This is a genomic window from Nocardioidaceae bacterium SCSIO 66511, assembly GCA_023100825.1.
In the GTDB taxonomy this organism is placed as follows: Bacteria; Actinomycetota; Actinomycetes; order Propionibacteriales; family Nocardioidaceae; genus Solicola.
The window spans coordinates 1,304,716-1,321,602 of the sequence record CP095846.1 but is presented as its reverse complement, the minus strand read 5'-3'; the positions used below and the strand labels follow the sequence as shown (position 1 = coordinate 1,321,602).

The window sequence follows — 16,887 nt, the reverse complement described above, 5'->3', positions numbered from 1 at the left end:
ATCTTGTGTCATGTATTTCTGACAGACTTCCCGATATGAGAGCCGAGCGACTCCTGTCGATCATGCTGTTGCTCCGTGACCGGTCTGCGGTGCCGGCCCGAGAGCTCGCCGACCGCCTTGAGGTCAGCACCCGCACGGTCCTGCGCGACATCGAGTCGCTGTCCGCCGCCGGCGTACCCGTATACGCCGAACGCGGCCGCAACGGCGGGTTCAGTCTGCTCGAGGGATTCCGTGCCGACGTCAGCTCGCTGACCGATCATGAGGCGCAGGTGTTGTTCGCCTACACCGGGCTCGACACGCTCTCCGATCTCGGACTCGGCCGTGAGGTACGCCAGACGCTCGACAAGCTCGCGTCGACGGCACCTGCACACGCCCTGGAACATGCACGCGACCTCCGCGATGTCGTCCACATCGACCGACGGCGATGGTTTGTCGACCCTGACGACTCTCGGCACCTGCCGACGCTGCGGCTGGCGGCAGTCCGCAGCCGACGGGTACGACTCAAGTACCGCGGCGCCGCCGATGACCACGCCCGCCAGCGCACCGTCGACCCCTGGGGATTGGTGGAGAACGGCGGTCGCTGGTATCTCCTCGCCCGCCACCGTGGCGAGGTGAAGACGTTCCGTGTCGGACGCGTCGTCGATGTCGCCGTTCTCGAATCGGGTTTCGATCGACCGGACGGGTTGGACATCGGCGCCGAATGGGATCGGCTCCGCAGCCGCCTCGAACGCCCATCGGGCGACTCCGTAACCGTCGAAGTCCGGTGCGCACACGCAGCAACGCGTCGCTTCAGGCGCGTGTGTCAGCCGATGCTCGAGTCAGGTACGCACGTCGAGACGGTCGGTGAATCCGACGATGGTGCGTTGCTGCGCTGCACTTTCCGCATCCGCCGCGGTGCGATCGGTGTCCTACTGGCGTTCGGCGCCGAGGTCGAGGTCATCGGGCCGGCAGACGTACGCGCGGAGATGCTGGAAGTCGCCCGTACCGCGGTTGCTGCGTACGGTCCCGTTTTGTAGCTATCACGCATAGATTCACAGTGCCTATGCGTCAGGGATACCGAACAGCGCGGCGGCGTTTTGCCAACAGACCGACCGCAGCCAGTCGTCACCGAGCCCGAGCCGCTCGAGCGCCTCGAGCTGATGTACGTACGGGTACGGGATGTTCGGGAAGTCCGAGCCGAGCAGAACCCGCGGCTCCAGGTCACGCAGGCGCCGCAGCAGCTCGACGGGGTACGGCGCATCGGATTCGAAGAAGTCGGTGAACGCCATCGTCGTGTCGAGCCGGACGTTCTCGTACGACTCCGCGAGCTCGAGGAACTCTGCGTACTCCGGTGCGCCCATGTGCGCAACGATCAACGGCAGCCGCGGATGCCGCGACAGCACCTCGCCGATCGGCCCGGCTCCGGTGTGCGTGCCGGGCACCGGTCCGGACCCCGCGTGCACAACCACGGGCGTACGACTCTCCGCGAGCATTGCCCAGACGGGGTCGAGCACGGGCTCGCCCGGGTCGAAGTCGCCGACCTGCAGGTGCACCTTGAAGATCTCGACCCCGGCAGAGATCAGCTTCCGGACGTACGCCTCCGCCGCCGGCTCCGGATAGAACGTCGCCGACCAGAGCACCTCGTCGTGCTCGGCGAACTCCTGCGCCCAGTCGTTGAGGAACTCGGCGACCCCCGGCTTGTGCGCGTACGGGAGAGCCGAGAAGCGGCGCACGCCGAACGCGCGAAGGGTGTCGATCCGATCGGCGTCGGTGCCGCGATAGCGGATCGGCCACTCGCGTCCGATCAACGGGCCGCTGGCGTCGAAATGCTCCCAGACCCGGTCCATGATCGGTTTCGGCATGAAGTGGACGTGCACGTCGAACAAGCCGGGTAGGGCGAGCCGATCGGTCCACGCGCGGACCTGGGCCGCATCGGATGCGGTCAACGCAGACCCTTGATCCGGCGGCCCACTTCTTGTTGCGCTTGGCGGTTCTGGTCGCGCTCTGCGATCGCGTGCCGCTTGTCGTACGACTTCTTACCGCGGGCGAGCGCGATCTCGACCTTTGCACGCCCGTCGAGGAAGTACAGGGACAGCGGGATGACCGTCAGCCCCCGCTCGCTCACCCGGCGCTCGATCTTGTCGATCTCGGCTCGATGCAACAGCAGTTTGCGCTTACGCCGCGCCGTGTGGTTCGTCCAGGTGCCCTGCGAGTACTCCGGAATGTGTACGCCGAGCAGCCACAGCTCGCCGTCGTCGAGGTCACCGAACCCGTCGACCAGCGACGCACGCCCGGCGCGCAACGACTTCACCTCGGTGCCGGTCAGCACAAGACCCGCCTCGAACGTGTCCTCGATGTGGTAATCGTGGCGGGCCTTGCGGTTCTGTGCAATCAGCTTGCGCCCGCTCTCCTTCGCCATGTGCCCATTGTGTCAAATGGCCAGCAGCGATGGCCACATGGATTATCCGCGCACGCCGGTCGCTCAGAGCCAGTTCATCGGATCGGTCGTCGAGCCGTTCACGTACACCATGAAGTGCATGTGACAGCCCGTCGAGTAGCCAGTCGTGCCGGAGTAGCCGATGACCTGACCCTTCGAGACACGCTGCCCGACGCCAACCGAGAAGCTCGTCATGTGGTTGTAGGACGTCGCCACGCTGACTCCGCGGTGGTAGCCGTGACTCATGATGATCCGGTTGCCGTAGCCCGCGTTGTAGTACGCCGAGGTGATCGTGCCGTCCTCCGCTGCGTGTACGGGCGTACCGCAGGCAGCGCCGAAGTCCGTACCGTCGTGCAGCTTGTAGTAGTGCAGGATCGGGTGGAAGCGCATCCCGTATGACGATGTGATGTACGCGTTCGACACCGGGTAGCCGAGCTGGAAGCCGGAATTCGACGATCCGCTGTCGTTCGAGCCACCGTTGTTCGATCCCCCATTGTTCGAGCCACCGTTGTTCGAACCCGAGTTACCGTCGGAGCCGCCGCCGTTGTTCTGCTGTTGTTGCTGCTCCTCCTGCTCCTGCTGTTGGGCTTCGCGGCGTTCGCGTTCGGCGATCTTGCGGAGCATGGCGCCGATCCGGTCGCGCTCGTCCTCCAGCTGACCCAACTGACGCAGGTCGGACTTCTTCGCGGCCTCGGCGTCGGAACGCGCTGAAGCGGCCTTGCCGACCAACTGTTCAACCGAGGCCTCATTGCTCTCCGCTCGGCGCTCGAGCTTCTTCTTCAGCTCGAGGTTGCGTGCGGCCGCCGCGCGCTCCTCGGCGACGCGGTTTCGGGCCGCCTGCACCTGGTCGCGCTTGACCGACAGCAGCACCTCGGACGCATCGAGGTCGTTCAAGGTGGCGCTCTGCGCCTCGTTGACCGCACTCGTGTAGTCCATCTTCACGCTGAAGTTGCCGGAGTCCTCGCCCTTGAGCAGGGAGCTGAGCGCGCGCAGACTCGGATCGCCCTCGGACGCCTGGTCGATCAGGAACTGCTGCGCCTTCTCCGTTGCGGAGTCGACGCGCGCACGGCCGCTCTTCAGATCCGCTTTGGCGTTGCTGAGGTCCTGCTCCGCGTCGGCGAGCCGGTTCTGCATAGTCAGGTCGTACGCCCGAGCCGTACGGAGCTGACCCTGGGTACGCGCCAGTGTGTCGCGTGCGACGCTCAACTTCTGCTTGGCGGCGCTGTAGGCCTTGGTGGTGCTGATCAGGCGGTCGCTCGACTCATCGAGTGACGCCTCGGCCTGGTTGATGTCCTGGTTGACCTGGCCGCGCTTGTCCTTGAGGTCATCCTTGTCATCGGCCGATGCCGACGTGAGACCGGAGCCCGCGAGGGCAGTGACCAGCAGAACCGCGGTGGCGAGCCGGGTACGCCGGGTGGATGTCGAGGGCACAGTGCCAGATGACGAGGCTCGCTCGTCATCTTCCGGGCACCGTGTACGACCAAGGGGGAAGTGTCGTAACACAGTGTTGCCTTCGCTTTCGCTCTCTGGCTTCTCTCTCTTTCGACAGGACGGTTCATCGGAGTACGCAGCGACGCGCCGCGGACACGCAAGTGCGACGCTAACGCACGCGGATCACACTTTGAGGTATTTGCGCGTCATGACGAGTGTCGGAATCAGCGCGAGCAGGATTGCGAAGCAAACGGTGTAGATGGCGACGGTGCCGGCATCGGACCAGTCGACCCACAGAGTCATCTGGCTGAGCTTCTCGCGAGCCTGGCCGTACACGACGAACTTCATGAACGCGGCCAAGCCCGCACACGCCAGCCCGGCGGACACCAGCGCTGCGACCAGACTCTCCAGAATGAACGGCATCTGGATGTGCCAGGTCGAGGCGCCGACGAGACGCATGATGCCGATCTCGCGCCGCCGCGCGTACACGGTCATCCGGATCGTGTTGGACACCTGCAGGACGGCCGCGATCACCAGCAGCAACGCGACGCCGATCGCCGCCCATCGGATGTAGTCGAGGATCGAGAACAACGGGCCGAGCAAATCGCGGAGGTTCTCGGTGGAGGCGACGCCGTTCATGCCTTCGACCTGGCTCTCGACCTCCTCGTGGTCGTCGGGGTCGTGCATCGTGACGAAGTACGAGGCCGGGAAGTCCTTTGCGTTGAGGCCCTTCAGGATTTCGTCATCGATCTCGTCGCCCTGCCGGTACGTCTCGCGCAGGATCTCGAGGAACTCCTGGGAGCTGCGGAACTCGACGGACTCGACGGCCGGGTTGTCCTCCAGTGCCTTCTGCACCGCGTCGGCCTGCTCGTCTGTCGCAGCACCTCCGAGACAGTTGGAGCTGCGGGAGTTCTCTGTACACATCACGACCTGCACCTGCAGCTCGTTGCCGAAGCGCTCCTCGGTGTGGTCGGCCTGCTGCTGGAGCAACAGGCCGAGCGATGCAAGCAGCAGCGAGACCGTCATGGTGACGACGAGCGACACCGACATCGAGACATTGCGTCTGAGGTTGGTGCCGAGCTCAGAGAAGACCTGTGTGAACGCCATAACTCCCCGCGGGTCAGTTCTGGGTGCCGTAGACGCCGCGCGCCTGGTCGCGGATGACCTTGCCGTCGTCGAGCTCGATCACGCGTTTGCGCATCTGGTCGACGATGCCCGCATCGTGAGTCGCCATCAGCACGGTCGTGCCGGTGCGATTGATGCGGTCGAGTAGCTTCATGATGCCGACCGATGTGGTCGGGTCGAGGTTTCCGGTGGGCTCGTCGGCGATCAGGATCATCGGCCGGTTCACGAACGCACGAGCGACCGCTACGCGCTGCTGCTCGCCGCCGGAGAGCTCATCGGGAAGTCGCTCGGACTTGTTGTCGAGGCCGACCAACTCCAGCGTCTCGGGTACGAGGCGACGGATCTCACCCTTCGACTTTCCGATCACCTGCAGCGCGAACGCGACGTTCTCGAAGACGGTCTTGTTCGGCAGCAGCCGGAAGTCCTGGAAGACGGTGCCGAGGTCGCGCCGAAGACGCGGAACCTTCCAGCTCGCCAGCCGGTTGATCTCCTTGCCCGCGACGTACACCCGGCCCGATGTCGGGCGGGCCTCGCGCAGGACGAGTCGAAGGAACGTCGACTTACCCGAGCCGGATGCACCGACCAGGAACACGAACTCGCCCTTGTCGACCTCGACGTCAACTGCCTCCAGGGCGGCGCGCTGTTGGCCGGAGTACGTCTTGGTGACGTTGTCGAAACGGATCACGGGTTCTCTCGTGGCCAGGTGTAGACGAACTGGTGGGTGTCTCGCCGAAGGGCGAGGCTGGCCAGCAACCGAGTGTACGTCGGCACACCAGGCAGGCCAGGCCGCCACGCCCGGTTCGTACAGTGGGGTGTGTCGTGTTGATTACATCCCGGTCGGCGGGTGCGTCGTACGCGCCCGCACAACTGGCACCACCCGAGGAATCGAGGACCTTTTCGTGTGCGGCATAGTCGCAATCCATGACCCTGCCAGCTCCCATCCGGAGCTGGGCGAGCGCATGCTCGAGCGCCTTCGTCACCGTGGCCCGGACGGCAGCGGTTCGCGTACGGTCGGGGCGACCTGGCTCGGGCACACTCGACTCGCCATCGTCGACCTGGCCGACGGCGCACAGCCGCTCGGCTCCGACGACGGGCACTGGGTTGTCGCCAACGGCGAGATCTACAACCACGACGATCTGCGCGCCGACGCAGACCGGGTCTTTCGTACCCGCTCCGACAGCGAGGCCGCGCTGGCGGCAGCGGCCGACGGCTCGGATGCCGATCTCGCCGAGCTGCGCGGCATGTACGCGTTCGTCGTCGCGCATGACGATGGATCCGTGGTGGCGGTGCGCGATCCGCTCGGTGTCAAACCGCTGTACTGGGCCCGTGAGGGTTCGATGACGGTGTTCGCCTCCGAGCTGGGGGCGTTCGACGCGGCCATGCGTCCGTACGTTGAGGAGTTCCCGCCCGGGCACCGCTGGACACCCGAGTCGGGTCTCGTGCGCTTCCGCACCTTGCGTCGCCACCACGCTCCCGTCGAGTCCCGCGACGACGCGATCGAGGCGATCCGCTCATCGGTGGTCGCTTCCGTACGGCAGCGGATGATGGGCGACGTACCTGTCGGCGTCTTCCTCTCCGGCGGACTGGACTCCAGCCTGGTCGCCGCCGTGATGGCGCGCTACGCCGACCCCGCGCGCGGCCCCATCCACTCGTTCTCCGCGGGTACGACGGACAGCACCGACCTCGCGGCTGCCCGCCGGGTCGCCGAGCATCTCGGCCTCGAACACCACGAGCGCGTGTTCGGCCCCGACGAGGTGGTGGAGGTGCTCCCCGAGGTCGTCGCGTGCATGGAGTCGTACGAGCCGTCACTGGTCCGCAGCGGCGTACCGAACTATCTGCTCGCCGAGCTCGCCTCGCAGACCGTGAAGGTGGTGCTGACCGGCGAGGGCGCCGATGAACTGTTTGCCGGGTACGACCACCTGCGTTCGATCGATCAGCAGGAGCTCGCCGAGGAGCTCATCCGTAGCGTCGAGGGACTCCACAACCTGAACCTCCAGCGATGCGATCGGGTGACCATGGCGCACGGGCTCGAGGCGCGGGTGCCGTTCCTCGACCGGAGCCTGGTCTACCTCGCGCAGCGCATCCCGATCGAGTGGATGCTGCCGCGCGAGCACGGGCAAGAGAAGGCACTGCTGCGCGAGGCGTTCGCCGGCTGGCTGCCGGACGACATCCTCTGGCGCCCGAAGGAGCAGTTCGGCGACGGCAGCGGCATGGCCGACGTGATGCTCCGCGAGGCGCAGCGGGTTGCGCCCGACCGCGATTGGCAGTCCGTGCGGGTCGCCGGGCTGCCAACCCCGCGCAGTCGCGAGGAGCTCGCGTATCAGCGGATGTTCGCCGACCACCTCGAGGGCGTGCACCCCCGCGTACTCGGACGATTCGCGACCGCCTGATGGGCGAGCGAGGCGTACGCGCGGTCTTGGATGACATCGCTGCGCGAGACGCCTCGCTCAATGCGATGGTCCACGTCTTCACCGACGCGGTCGACTCCGCGCCGGTGTCCGGGCCGTTGAGCGGCCGCCCGGTGGTGGTCAAGGACAACATCGCCGTACGCGGTGCGCCGTGGGCGTGCGGCTCCGCGGTCCGGCGCGGGCTACCTCCGGCAGAGCGCGATGCCGAGGTCGTACGCCGGCTTCGCCGCGCCGGCGCGGTCATCGTCGGTACGACGAACCTCGACGAGTTCGCGATGGGCGCGTCGACGGAGAGCTCGGCCTGGGGTCCCACGCACAACCCGTGGAACCACGAACGGAGTCCGGGAGGATCCAGCGGCGGATCGGCCGCCGCCGTCGCGGCGTACGACGTGCTCGCGCTCGGCACCGACACCGGCGGCTCCATTCGCGAGCCCGCATCTCAATGCGGCGTCGTCGGGATGAAACCGACTCACGGCAGCATCCCACTCGACGGCGTCGTGCCGTTCGCCTCGAGTCTCGACACGGTCGGGCCGCTTGCGCGTACCGTTGCCGATACGGCCACGCTGCATGACGTTCTGGCGTCGGCGGATGGGCAATTCTCCGCCGCCGCAGAAGGCGGGCTGGCCGCCCCGACGCTGGCAGATCTCACGATCGGCGTCATCGAGCAGATGTCGGGCGAACGCAACTCACCGGAGATCCGTGAGCAGTTCGCACGTGCGTACGAGGCACTCGCCGCGCGCGGTGCACGGCTGCGCTACGTGCCGCTCGCGCGCACCGGGCAGGCCCTTCAGACCTACTTCACGATCTCGTCGGTCGAGGCCCTCATGGTGTTAGAAAGCCATGCCTGGCAGGGAGATCTCGGTGCCGAGGCAGCCCACCGACATGAGATCGGGCGTTCGCTCGCCGAGTCCGACGAGTTACGCGAGGCGTTCTCGATCCGCGAGATGGTGGCCCGCGACGTCGGCCACGCCTTGGCGTCGTGCGACGTGCTGATCAGCCCGACGATGCCTCTGGTGGCTCCCCCGCTCGGGCGAACCGGAGTCGACAATCCGCTCGCCGTGCCGCGTACCGACTGGTGGACCGTCGAAGCGAACCTCGCCGGCATCCCCGCCCTGTCGATGCCGTGCGGCCGCGGACCGGAGAGCGGCCTGCCGATCGGATTGCAGCTGATGGCGCCGGGCGGCCTCGACGCACGGCTCTATCGGGTCGCCGCCGCGATCGAGCCTGATCTGGTCGAGAGCTGAGCCGCGCTTCAGCTCGCCGCCGGGGCCGTCTCCTGGCCGCGCCGCCAGCGAATGCCCGCCTCGATGAAGTCGTCGATCTCGCCGTCGAAGACCGCACTGGTGTTGCCGGTCTCGTACTCGGTGCGGAGGTCCTTGACCATCTGGTACGGATGCAGCACGTAGTTGCGCATCTGGTCGCCCCATGAGGCGGCCACGTCACCGCGCAGCTCGTCGAGCTTGGCGCGCTCCTCGGCCTTACGTACGGCGAGCAGCTTCGCCTTGAGGATGACCATGGCGGTCGCTTTGTTCTGCAGCTGGCTCTTCTCGTTCTGGCAGCTGACCACGATGCCGGTCGGGATGTGCGTGAGCCGGACGGCGGAGTCGGTGGTGTTGACGCTCTGTCCGCCGGGGCCCGACGATCGGTAGACGTCGACCTTGACCTCGTCTTCGGGCAGGTCGATCTCGTCGGTCTGCTCCAGCACGGGAACGACCTCGATCGCCGCGAACGACGTCTGCCGACGCCCCTGGTTGTCGAACGGCGAGATGCGTACGAGCCGGTGCGTGCCGGACTCGACGGACAGCGTGCCGTACGCGTACGGCGCCTTGACCGCGAAGGTGGCCGACTTGATGCCGGCCTCCTCGGCGTACGAGGTGTCGTACACCTCGGTCGGGTAGTTGTGCCGCTCCGCCCACCGGACGTACATGCGCATCAGCATCTCGGCGAAGTCTGCGGCGTCTACCCCGCCGGCGCCGGAGCGTACTGAGACCAGAGCCTCGCGGGAGTCGTACTCGCCCGACAGCAGGGTACGCACCTCGAGCGCTTCGATCGCCTTGCTGATCCGGCCGAGCTCGGCATCGGCCTCGGCCAACGTGTCGGCGTCGGACTCCTCCTGCGCCAGCTCGACCAGCACCCCGAGGTCGTCGAGCCGCTGGCGCAGGCCGGTCGCCCGCTCCACCTCGGCCTGCAGCGCCGAGAGCCGACCGGTGACGCGTTGCGCATTCGCCTGGTCGTCCCAGAGGTCGGGCGCACCCACCTGCTCCTGCAGATCGGCGATCTCGGCACGCATCCCGTCGAGATCGAGGACGTTCTCGATCGATCGCAGAGTCGTGTCGAGGTGCTTGATCTGGGTGTCGAAGTCGGTACCGGCCACCCTGCGACATTACCGCGCTGGACCAATCGCTCGTCGTGCGGTGCGGGTTCGCGATTCCACGGCCGCGGCAATCGTACGAGCGTAGGTTCTTCTCGTCGCTGTCGGCTTTCCGCTTCCGACTGTGCGACCGCCCGCCTACCCGCTTCCTCCTCGCTGTCGGCCTTCCCGCGCCTTCGGGCTCGGCAAAAGACGCGGCGACGCGGGAGCTGCAGCTATCGGCTGGGGGTCGCCGCCGGCTAACGCGTTCCGGTTGGCTTATGCGGGGTCGGTGGGTGGTGCTTTACCAAGTGAACATGGTGAAGCGCCGCTTTACATGGCAGGGACGCCGTGCAAAGTGAACGTTTGCCGTGCTCGTTGGTACGTACGTGTCCACCGTGGCAGGAGTTCACTCACTCGTACCGCCGCGGGCCGACCGTCGTGCTGTTTGCCCTGGGACCAAGGCAAACCGCAGCCCGCACTCGTACGCCCCACGGCAAATGGTCGCTGCCCCAAGGGACACTTCCCGTGGACCGTGACAACCGTCCTTGGGCAGCACCTGACCTTACCCTGCCACCACCCCAAGGTGGCGGGGATGTCGACAGCGCCGCAGAGCCGAAGCACGTGACTCACAGCGACGCCTCGATAGCACGGCGCAACTGAATTACATCGATGAAGTTCTCGGCGTGTCTCGGCGTGTCGCATGGTGTTCATGTGACGGATGTGATCCAAGTGTTGACAGTGACGCTCCGTGGGGTGAAGGTGCAAGGGACACAGCCCCTCGATGTGATGTAGGAACCGCCTTATGAATAAGCGCTTCTCGGTGAGCACGGCGGCCGTCGCCCTGCTAGGCGCATCGGTACTCACGGCACCCGCTTCGATCGCTGACCAGCAGGCCCCGTCCGATCCCGCCGACACCTGGCCCCCCGCCAAAACCCGCACGATGCCCGGCCCAGGGAGTGTGCCGGCAACCAAGATCACTCCCGCCATGCAGCGCGAGATCGACCGCGTCGTCGCGGCTGGTCGTACGGCCGCGCGCGTGGCTCCGTCCGCGAACGCGCGTGCCCTCGCGTCGGCGCAGATCCGCTGCGCAACCTTCGAGACACAGCGTTACTGCCTCGGGTACGGCTGGACCGAGCGCACGCCGAAGGAACTCCGCAACGACCTCGTCCAACGAGAGTCGTCGGCGCGGCGGGCACCCGCCCGTCAGACCGGCGACGCCGACGTACTCGACTCCCTGCGCGCCAACGCACGACTGGCGCCGGCAGCCAGGGCCGCTGCCGAGCGTGCAGAGCTGCGGCAGGCTGCGCAGGCAACCGGTAAGGTGCTCGCGATCCGCAACGAGATCGACGGCGAGGCCTACCCCAAGGGCTACCTCGCTCGGCATCCGGAGGCACGCGTTGCCGCCTCGCAGCGCAAGCTCGAGTACCCCAAGCGCAAGTACGTGCTCAACTGGCGCCACACGCGTCAGCAGAAGCGTTCGTACTGGTGCGGGCCGGCCACGATGCAGTTGATCGCCTGGGGCTGGCACGGCGGCAAGAAGCCGCGTCCGCAGAAGCTCTGGGCGAGTCGCCTCGGTACGACCACGAGCGGCACCGGCATCTACAACATGGTCGCGAACGTGAACAAGCACACGGGCTTCGACAAGAAGAAGTACGCGGGCAAGTACATCGTGCTCGATATCAGCGACTACGGCTACAAGAAGTGGCTGAGTCTGAACAAGCGGCACTACGCGCGTTACCGTGCGCCGATCGTGATGCATCCGGTGCTCGACGCTCGGTACTTCGACTACCTCAAGGGCTACTCGGGCGGCGGCCACTTCCAGGTCGGCCGCGGCTACAACAACCGCGGTAAGAACCCCGCCACGATCGGTCTCTTCGAGCCGTGGAACCCGCGCCGCTTCAACTCCAGCGCGCCGTACGTGGCGCGGCTGCAATACCACCGCGCGTACATGAGCTACCTTGCCAACAAGGCACATCCGCAACAGAACATCGGAGTGTAGGTGCGGGCAGCAAGGACGATCGCCGCGATCGCCGCAGTGTGTGTGGTCGCGGCGTGCTCGTCGTCGGGAGACGATGATGCTTCTCCCGACGACGAGGCCTCGACCCACAGCACAACAACGGATTCCAGCCCCAGTGCCACCGACGAGGACGACGGCACCGCCGACCAGGGTGACGGCGCGACCGACGACGACGGAGATCGCGACGAAGGCGACAGCGACGACTCCACCGACGGCAGTGACGACGGCGACGACGGTGACACCACCGACGAAGGCGATGACGCGACCGACGACAGCGTGAACGAAGAGTCGGTGAGCCTGAACTGGACGATGCGTCGTCTCGACGACGCTGGGCAGGCCGCGGCTACGCGTGCCTGGACCGGTGTCGCCGACACCCTCGGCAAACAGGTCACCATCAGCGGCCCCGGTCGTACGCTGCGGTTCCGTGCCGCGCGCGGCCGCGTACAGGGCCTGGAGATGCAGTGGCCGTGGGCCGTCGTGTACGCGGGTGCCGACATGACCCGCGGAGCCAAGCGCGGCGAGCTCGCCGTATACGACCTCCGCAGCGGCAACCGGCGCATGGTCGGCAAGGTCGGCTCCGCTCCCCCGCCGTCGGCCTCGGGTTCGATCTCCATGGACGACGGCCGACTCGCGTACCCGACTGGCCCGAACAACCGGTACTGCCTCGCACAGCTCGATCTGAAGTCACTCAACGGCAAACGACTCACGTGCGCCAAGCCGCTCAAGGAGGGCTTCACCCAGTTCCGGCTGACACCGGCGGCGCTCGGCTACACCAGCTTCGACAGCAAAGCGAAGCCCTGTCTGACCCTCAAGCGCCTCGACGACGGCGAGACCGACGTCGTCGAAGCCGCCGACCGTTGTGTCGGCTGGGAGGTCGTACCCGGCGAAGACTCCGATGTGTGGTTGCAGGTCGAGAACCGACACCGCGTCGAAGTCGGCACCGCGTACGCACGTGACGGCGACGGCGACGCGGTCAAGTTGGGGCCCGCAATGTCGGGGTCGACCACCTGGTGCGGGGGTTCGACCTACTACGTACGCCCAGCCGGAAAGGACGGACGCGCCGACGATCTGATGCGCTGGTCGCCGGAGTCCGGGCTGCAACGGGTCTGGACACCGCAGGGTCGCAAGGTGTCCTTCGTGTTCGCGCCGCACTGCGGTGGGTCGACGATCACCCTGCCCGCGCTCGACCGCAAGCAGAACGGAATCGTGCTGACGGCACCAGCTGCCTGATGCGAAACGTGCGTACGACTACCGCCGTACGCAGGGAGATCAGTCCCGCGACTTACGGTCCAGACGGCCAGAGACGAAGCAGAACATGAACCGGTCGCCCGCGACGAGCCCGGCGTCCTTCTCGTTGTAGTACAAGCAGGTCGTGTTCCGCGATCCGTCGCCGGTCGATTCCTTGGCCGGTTCGCCGAGCTCCTCGCGTACGGTCCGTTCGCGCGCGCCGATCTTCACCGACTGGTACTGCTCGCTGGTGATGGCGGTCTCGTTTCGGGTGCTCTCGACGTCTTTGACCGCGCCATCGATGACGAAGAAGAAGACCAGGATCAGCACGATGATCACGACGATCACAACAGTCACGACGCCGCCGAGCACGAGGAAGACGTTGCGTAGTGAACGCTGCTGTGGCGCGGCGTCACCGGCGTTGTCGCCGGGCGTGCGCGGGCCGAACCCCGGGATGGCTGCGCGGGATTCGGTCACTTCGGGGTTGGTGCTTTCCTCGGCGTCCGAATCCGACATGCGCGGGCCTTTCAATCGCAAATCTGGAGGAGTGTGCGTCCGCTGCGTGCCCGACCGAGTCTGACCAGCGTCGCTGTACGTCAGGATACTCGTACGAGCACGGATGCTTCACCTGACACCGTCACGTCGTCGCCCCAGCCTGCGACCCGTAACGGAAGCGCGAGCGGAGCAGCGACTCGCACCGTGATCCGGTCGCCGTCCTGTTCGACTCGCCAGCGGATACCCGGGTAGTCGGCCAGCGTCCCGGAGTCGGCGAGGTAACCCGCGACGTACGACTTGGCGACCGCTGCGTCGATCGGTGCCTCGTCGCCGAGGCCCGAGGCGTACACCTGCTCGCCTTGCACGGCGTCGGCGGCCGCGAGTGCCGCACCGTCGGCGACGTTGTTCATCGCCGTGCGCCGAAGGTACGCAGCCGAGGTGTCGACGACCACTGCGATCAGCAACGTCACCAGGATGAAGAACCCGATGATCATCACCGACACCTGACCGTCGTCAGTACGCACCGTCACGATCGGTCCTCTCGAAACGTGCCGTACGGCTCACTGTGCCGAGCATCGACAGTGATAGCGGGCGCTCCCCGGCCGAGCACATCGGGTGCGAACGGCAGGCGTTGGCGTACGGTCACGATGACCGTCACACTGCTCCCAGGCGTCAGGCAGCTTGCTGCACTGGGCTGACAGCTGACATCGACATCCACTCCGGTCGCACCGATGCCTTGGTCGGCCAGGGCCGTACGCGCTGCGCGGTTCGCGCGGTCGTACGCAGCGGTCGAGTCCGGAGCGAGTACGAAGGCACGACCGGCGGCCCTGCTCGCCGTGCTCGCTCCGTACGCCGCGCGCTGCACATCGGATGCCGAGAGAACTATGTAGACAAGGGGAATCAGCAACAGCAGCCCGAGCCAGATGAACTCGATCAGCGCAGTGCCCCGGTCGCTCCTCACGACGGTTGCTCCGCGACCGCGTGCCCCTCGACGGAGAGGTGCACGTTCGGACCGAAGAGTCCCAGCGCAGGAACTGCGGCTTCGATGCGCACCTCGACTCCCGGATAGCCGTCGACACCGGACGGCACAGCCTCGATCGCCGTCGCGTACTCGGCGCCGACCGTGCCTGCGATCAGGTTCTGTGCACGCAACTCGGCCGCGTCGGGCGACCCGTCGACGGTCGCCGCCTGCCGCGCAGCCTCGGATGCCGCGGAGGTGAGGGTGTTACGAACGTGGAGTACGAGTCCGACCTGCAGGATGCCGAGAACCAACGGTACGAGGATCACCATCACCATGCAGAAGTCGACTACTGCCGACCCTCGATCTCGTTGCGCAGAAGGGGCTTGGACAGTCAAGCCGATCCGGACACTCGGTCGAGTGCCGATCGCAGCATGTCTTGCAGGCCTGGTCGGGCGACCGCGAGAATTGCCGCGACGAGCGCCGCGGTCATCAGCGTGATCATCACCCAGCCGGGAACATCGCCGCGGTCGTCGCGCGGATGCCTTGTCGTGAGCCGGATCCACTGTCTGTAGACGAAATGCATGGCCGAAGACTGCCAGCACATTGTGATCTGCGCCACTCGAGACAACGACCCTGTGGACAACCTCTCGCGCACGCAGCGTCATGGTGCCGTGAGATGGAAGACGACGAGTCCCGGGAAGAACGCGAAAAGGACTGTCACGGGCAGAATCAGAAACACAACAGGCACCATCATGGCGACCTCACGCCGAGCGCCGTCCTCGATCAATGCATGTCTGCTCGCCTCGCGTACGTCTGCCGCCTGGGCATGGAGTACATCGACGAGCGGAGTGCCCCGATCGATCGCAACCGCGAGCGCTTCGGCGAATCGAGCGACGCTCGGCACACCGGTACGTGCGCTCAGATCATCGAGTGCACGGGAGATTCGCGTACCGGTGTGTATCTCGGCGAGCACCCGGCGCAGCTCGTCGGCGAGAGCACCGTGACTGACGGCGACGCAGCGCTCGAGTGCGGCGACCGGGCCCTCACCTGCGGCTACCGATAGGGCAAGCAGGTCCGTCACCGTCGGAAACTCCTCGACCATGCGGCGTTCACGTCGCCGCACCGACCGGCCGAGCATTTGGTCACGAGCAACGACGCCGACCGCGAATGCAATCACGCACAGCACCAACATCGCCAGGGGCGAGCTGGCAGACCTCAGCGACCACAGGACACCGACGCCCGCGGTCGCTGCGAACGCGCCGACACCCCAGAGCACCTGCTGTACTCGAAACTGCTCGAGTGTGAGCGTCGAGCCCACTCTGCCGAGCTGTCTGCGAATGGAGGCTCCACCGCCGAGGACGCGCTCAACGCCGGCGGCGGCGCCGCGGATGGACGGCCCGAAAACCGCCCAGCCGACCGAGGTCGGCCACGTCGACGGCTCGGGCTCCGACGCCATCCGCGGAGTCTCGGGGAGATCGCGCAGGTACGGGTCAACACGATCGGCCAACGCGGGACGTCGACGTGACAGCACGTACGCCACCACGATCCATATGCCGACGGCGGTCGTGAGACCGAGTACGGCGCCGACTCCAGTGATACTCATGCGAGCGTCCGGCGTTCGTCCGGTAGTCGGCCGAGCCGGATCATCAGCCTGTATGCGACGAGGCACGTGCCGGCGCCCACGCCGAGCACGAGAAGACCGGCGCCGGTGGCGAATCGGGACACGACGTCGTGCTGGAACGACATCATCAACAGGATCGCCCACGGTGCGGCGACGGCGAGACGCGCGCCGTTGACGGTCCAAGCCTGGCGCGACTCGAGCTCACCTCGCGTACGCAGGTCATCACGTAGGAAGGACGAGAGCGTACGAAGCATCGCCCCGAGGTCGCCGCCGCCGACGTCTCGCGCGATGCGCAGACCCTCGACCACCCGATCTCCGATGGGGTCGGCAAGCCGGCTCTTCAACAGGTCGAGCGAGTCGTTGAACCGGCCGCTGGCTTGGTAGTCGAGCGCAAACTTTCCGAACGGATCCCGCAACGGCTCAGGGCCGCGCTCGCCGAGATCGGTCAATGCCTCCGGCAATGACAACCCCGCGCGTACCGCCGACGCCAGGTTGTCGACCACCTCCGGCCACACCTCACGCCGCTCGCGGTGGCGACGCGTGCTGCGCGCCCGGAGCACCGCGATCGGCAGGTACGCCGCCATGAGCGCAAAGACCACAGCGACCGACCAGGTCTTGGAGACCGCCAGGATCACAAGGCCGGACAAGGCACCACACGCGAGGCACAGCAACGTGACGCCGACCGGGGTCACTCCCTCGACTCCGGCAGTGCGCAACAACTGTCGGATTGCGAGCGCGCGTTCCGGTCGCGGCTTGGCCGGCTCGGGATCGGACCCCGCCATCCAGAGCAGCAGCAGCCCGATCCCCAGCAACAACCCGACGAGTACGCCCAC

General features: G+C 66.6%; 18 protein-coding genes. 5 read left to right on the top strand and 13 right to left on the bottom strand.

Features of this window, described 5'->3' with window-relative positions:
• Nucleotides 1–35: 35 nt before the first annotated feature.
• Nucleotides 36–1,016, top strand: coding sequence for a YafY family transcriptional regulator (locus MU582_06125; protein ID UPK76216.1), 981 nt, complete (start codon nt 36–38; stop codon nt 1,014–1,016).
• A gap of 24 nt (nt 1,017–1,040) precedes the next feature.
• Here the strand turns inward: MU582_06125 and MU582_06120 are convergent, their stop codons facing one another.
• From MU582_06120 to ftsE, 5 genes are all read right to left on the bottom strand, one after another.
• Nucleotides 1,041–1,925 (bottom strand): amidohydrolase, encoded by an 885-nt coding sequence (locus MU582_06120; GenBank protein UPK76215.1) that lies wholly within the window; start codon nt 1,923–1,925, stop codon nt 1,041–1,043.
• Nucleotides 1,922–2,398 (bottom strand): SsrA-binding protein SmpB, encoded by a 477-nt coding sequence (gene smpB, locus MU582_06115; protein ID UPK76214.1) that lies wholly within the window; start codon nt 2,396–2,398, stop codon nt 1,922–1,924. Before smpB ends, MU582_06120 begins: the two co-directional genes overlap by 4 nt.
• Nucleotides 2,399–2,461: 63 nt before the next feature.
• On the bottom strand, nt 2,462–3,847 hold the full coding sequence (locus tag MU582_06110) for a peptidoglycan DD-metalloendopeptidase family protein (protein ID UPK76213.1): 1,386 nt from the start codon (nt 3,845–3,847) through the stop codon (nt 2,462–2,464).
• A 183-nt stretch (nt 3,848–4,030) separates the two neighbouring features.
• Nucleotides 4,031–4,954, bottom strand: coding sequence for a permease-like cell division protein FtsX (gene ftsX / locus MU582_06105; GenBank protein UPK76212.1), 924 nt, complete (start codon nt 4,952–4,954; stop codon nt 4,031–4,033).
• A 13-nt stretch (nt 4,955–4,967) separates the two neighbouring features.
• Nucleotides 4,968–5,657, bottom strand: coding sequence for a cell division ATP-binding protein FtsE (gene ftsE / locus MU582_06100; protein UPK76211.1), 690 nt, complete (start codon nt 5,655–5,657; stop codon nt 4,968–4,970).
• Between the two features lie 214 nt (nt 5,658–5,871).
• On the opposite strand from ftsE, the gene asnB reads away from it, so the two are divergent.
• A complete protein-coding gene (gene asnB, locus MU582_06095; GenBank protein UPK76210.1) occupies nt 5,872–7,362 on the top strand; it encodes an asparagine synthase (glutamine-hydrolyzing) in 1,491 nt (496 codons plus the stop codon).
• Entirely contained in the window at nt 7,362–8,624 is a 1,263-nt protein-coding gene (locus MU582_06090; GenBank protein ID UPK76209.1) for an amidase family protein, read from the top strand. The genes asnB and MU582_06090 overlap by 1 nt, the downstream gene beginning before the upstream one ends.
• A gap of 8 nt (nt 8,625–8,632) precedes the next feature.
• On the opposite strand, the gene prfB is transcribed toward MU582_06090, so the two are convergent.
• A complete protein-coding gene (gene prfB / locus MU582_06085; GenBank protein UPK76208.1) occupies nt 8,633–9,754 on the bottom strand; it encodes a peptide chain release factor 2 in 1,122 nt (373 codons plus the stop codon).
• Between the two features lie 781 nt (nt 9,755–10,535).
• Here prfB and MU582_06080 point away from each other — a divergent pair.
• On the top strand, nt 10,536–11,732 hold the full coding sequence (locus MU582_06080; protein ID UPK76207.1) for a hypothetical protein: 1,197 nt from the start codon (nt 10,536–10,538) through the stop codon (nt 11,730–11,732).
• Nucleotides 11,733–12,980, top strand: coding sequence for a hypothetical protein (locus tag MU582_06075; GenBank protein UPK76206.1), 1,248 nt, complete (start codon nt 11,733–11,735; stop codon nt 12,978–12,980).
• A 39-nt stretch (nt 12,981–13,019) separates the two neighbouring features.
• On the opposite strand, the gene MU582_06070 is transcribed toward MU582_06075, so the two are convergent.
• From MU582_06070 to MU582_06040, 7 genes are all read right to left on the bottom strand, one after another.
• Complete coding sequence (locus tag MU582_06070) at nt 13,020–13,493, bottom strand: hypothetical protein (GenBank protein ID UPK76205.1); 474 nt, start codon at nt 13,491–13,493, stop codon at nt 13,020–13,022.
• Nucleotides 13,494–13,573: 80 nt separating this feature from the next.
• Nucleotides 13,574–14,002: a pilus assembly protein TadG-related protein gene (locus MU582_06065; protein ID UPK76204.1), complete on the bottom strand. Its 429-nt coding sequence runs from the start codon at nt 14,000–14,002 to the stop codon at nt 13,574–13,576.
• Nucleotides 13,999–14,433, bottom strand: coding sequence for a hypothetical protein (locus tag MU582_06060; GenBank protein ID UPK76203.1), 435 nt, complete (start codon nt 14,431–14,433; stop codon nt 13,999–14,001). The genes MU582_06065 and MU582_06060 overlap by 4 nt, the downstream gene beginning before the upstream one ends.
• Entirely contained in the window at nt 14,430–14,768 is a 339-nt protein-coding gene (locus MU582_06055; GenBank protein UPK76202.1) for a pilus assembly protein, read from the bottom strand. The genes MU582_06060 and MU582_06055 overlap by 4 nt, the downstream gene beginning before the upstream one ends.
• 56 nt (nt 14,769–14,824) lie before the next feature.
• The gene (locus MU582_06050) at nt 14,825–15,016 is read right to left on the bottom strand and encodes a hypothetical protein (GenBank protein ID UPK76201.1); all 192 of its coding nucleotides are present in this window, start codon (nt 15,014–15,016) and stop codon (nt 14,825–14,827) included.
• A 78-nt stretch (nt 15,017–15,094) separates the two neighbouring features.
• Nucleotides 15,095–16,036, bottom strand: a complete 942-nt coding sequence (locus MU582_06045) for a type II secretion system F family protein (GenBank protein UPK76200.1) — start codon at nt 16,034–16,036, stop codon at nt 15,095–15,097.
• Nucleotides 16,033–16,887 carry a type II secretion system F family protein gene (locus tag MU582_06040; GenBank protein ID UPK76199.1) on the bottom strand — a complete coding sequence of 285 codons (855 nt, stop codon included), beginning with the start codon at nt 16,885–16,887 and terminating at the stop codon, nt 16,033–16,035. The genes MU582_06045 and MU582_06040 overlap by 4 nt, the downstream gene beginning before the upstream one ends.

Excerpts from the sequence above, each read along its gene's own strand:
- MU582_06070 (UPK76205.1), bottom strand. The coding sequence starts at position 13,493 with ATGTCGGATTCGGACGCCGAGGAAAGCACCAACCCCGAAGTGACCGAA.
- MU582_06080 (UPK76207.1), top strand. The coding sequence starts at position 10,536 with ATGAATAAGCGCTTCTCGGTGAGCACGGCGGCCGTCGCCCTGCTAGGC.
- smpB (UPK76214.1), bottom strand. The coding sequence starts at position 2,398 with ATGGCGAAGGAGAGCGGGCGCAAGCTGATTGCACAGAACCGCAAGGCC.
- MU582_06125 (UPK76216.1), top strand. The coding sequence starts at position 36 with ATGAGAGCCGAGCGACTCCTGTCGATCATGCTGTTGCTCCGTGACCGG.
- ftsX (UPK76212.1), bottom strand. The coding sequence starts at position 4,954 with ATGGCGTTCACACAGGTCTTCTCTGAGCTCGGCACCAACCTCAGACGC.
- MU582_06090 (UPK76209.1), top strand. The coding sequence starts at position 7,362 with ATGGGCGAGCGAGGCGTACGCGCGGTCTTGGATGACATCGCTGCGCGA.
- MU582_06055 (UPK76202.1), bottom strand. The coding sequence starts at position 14,768 with ATGGTGATGGTGATCCTCGTACCGTTGGTTCTCGGCATCCTGCAGGTC.
- MU582_06045 (UPK76200.1), bottom strand. The coding sequence starts at position 16,036 with ATGAGTATCACTGGAGTCGGCGCCGTACTCGGTCTCACGACCGCCGTC.
- MU582_06050 (UPK76201.1), bottom strand. The coding sequence starts at position 15,016 with ATGCATTTCGTCTACAGACAGTGGATCCGGCTCACGACAAGGCATCCG.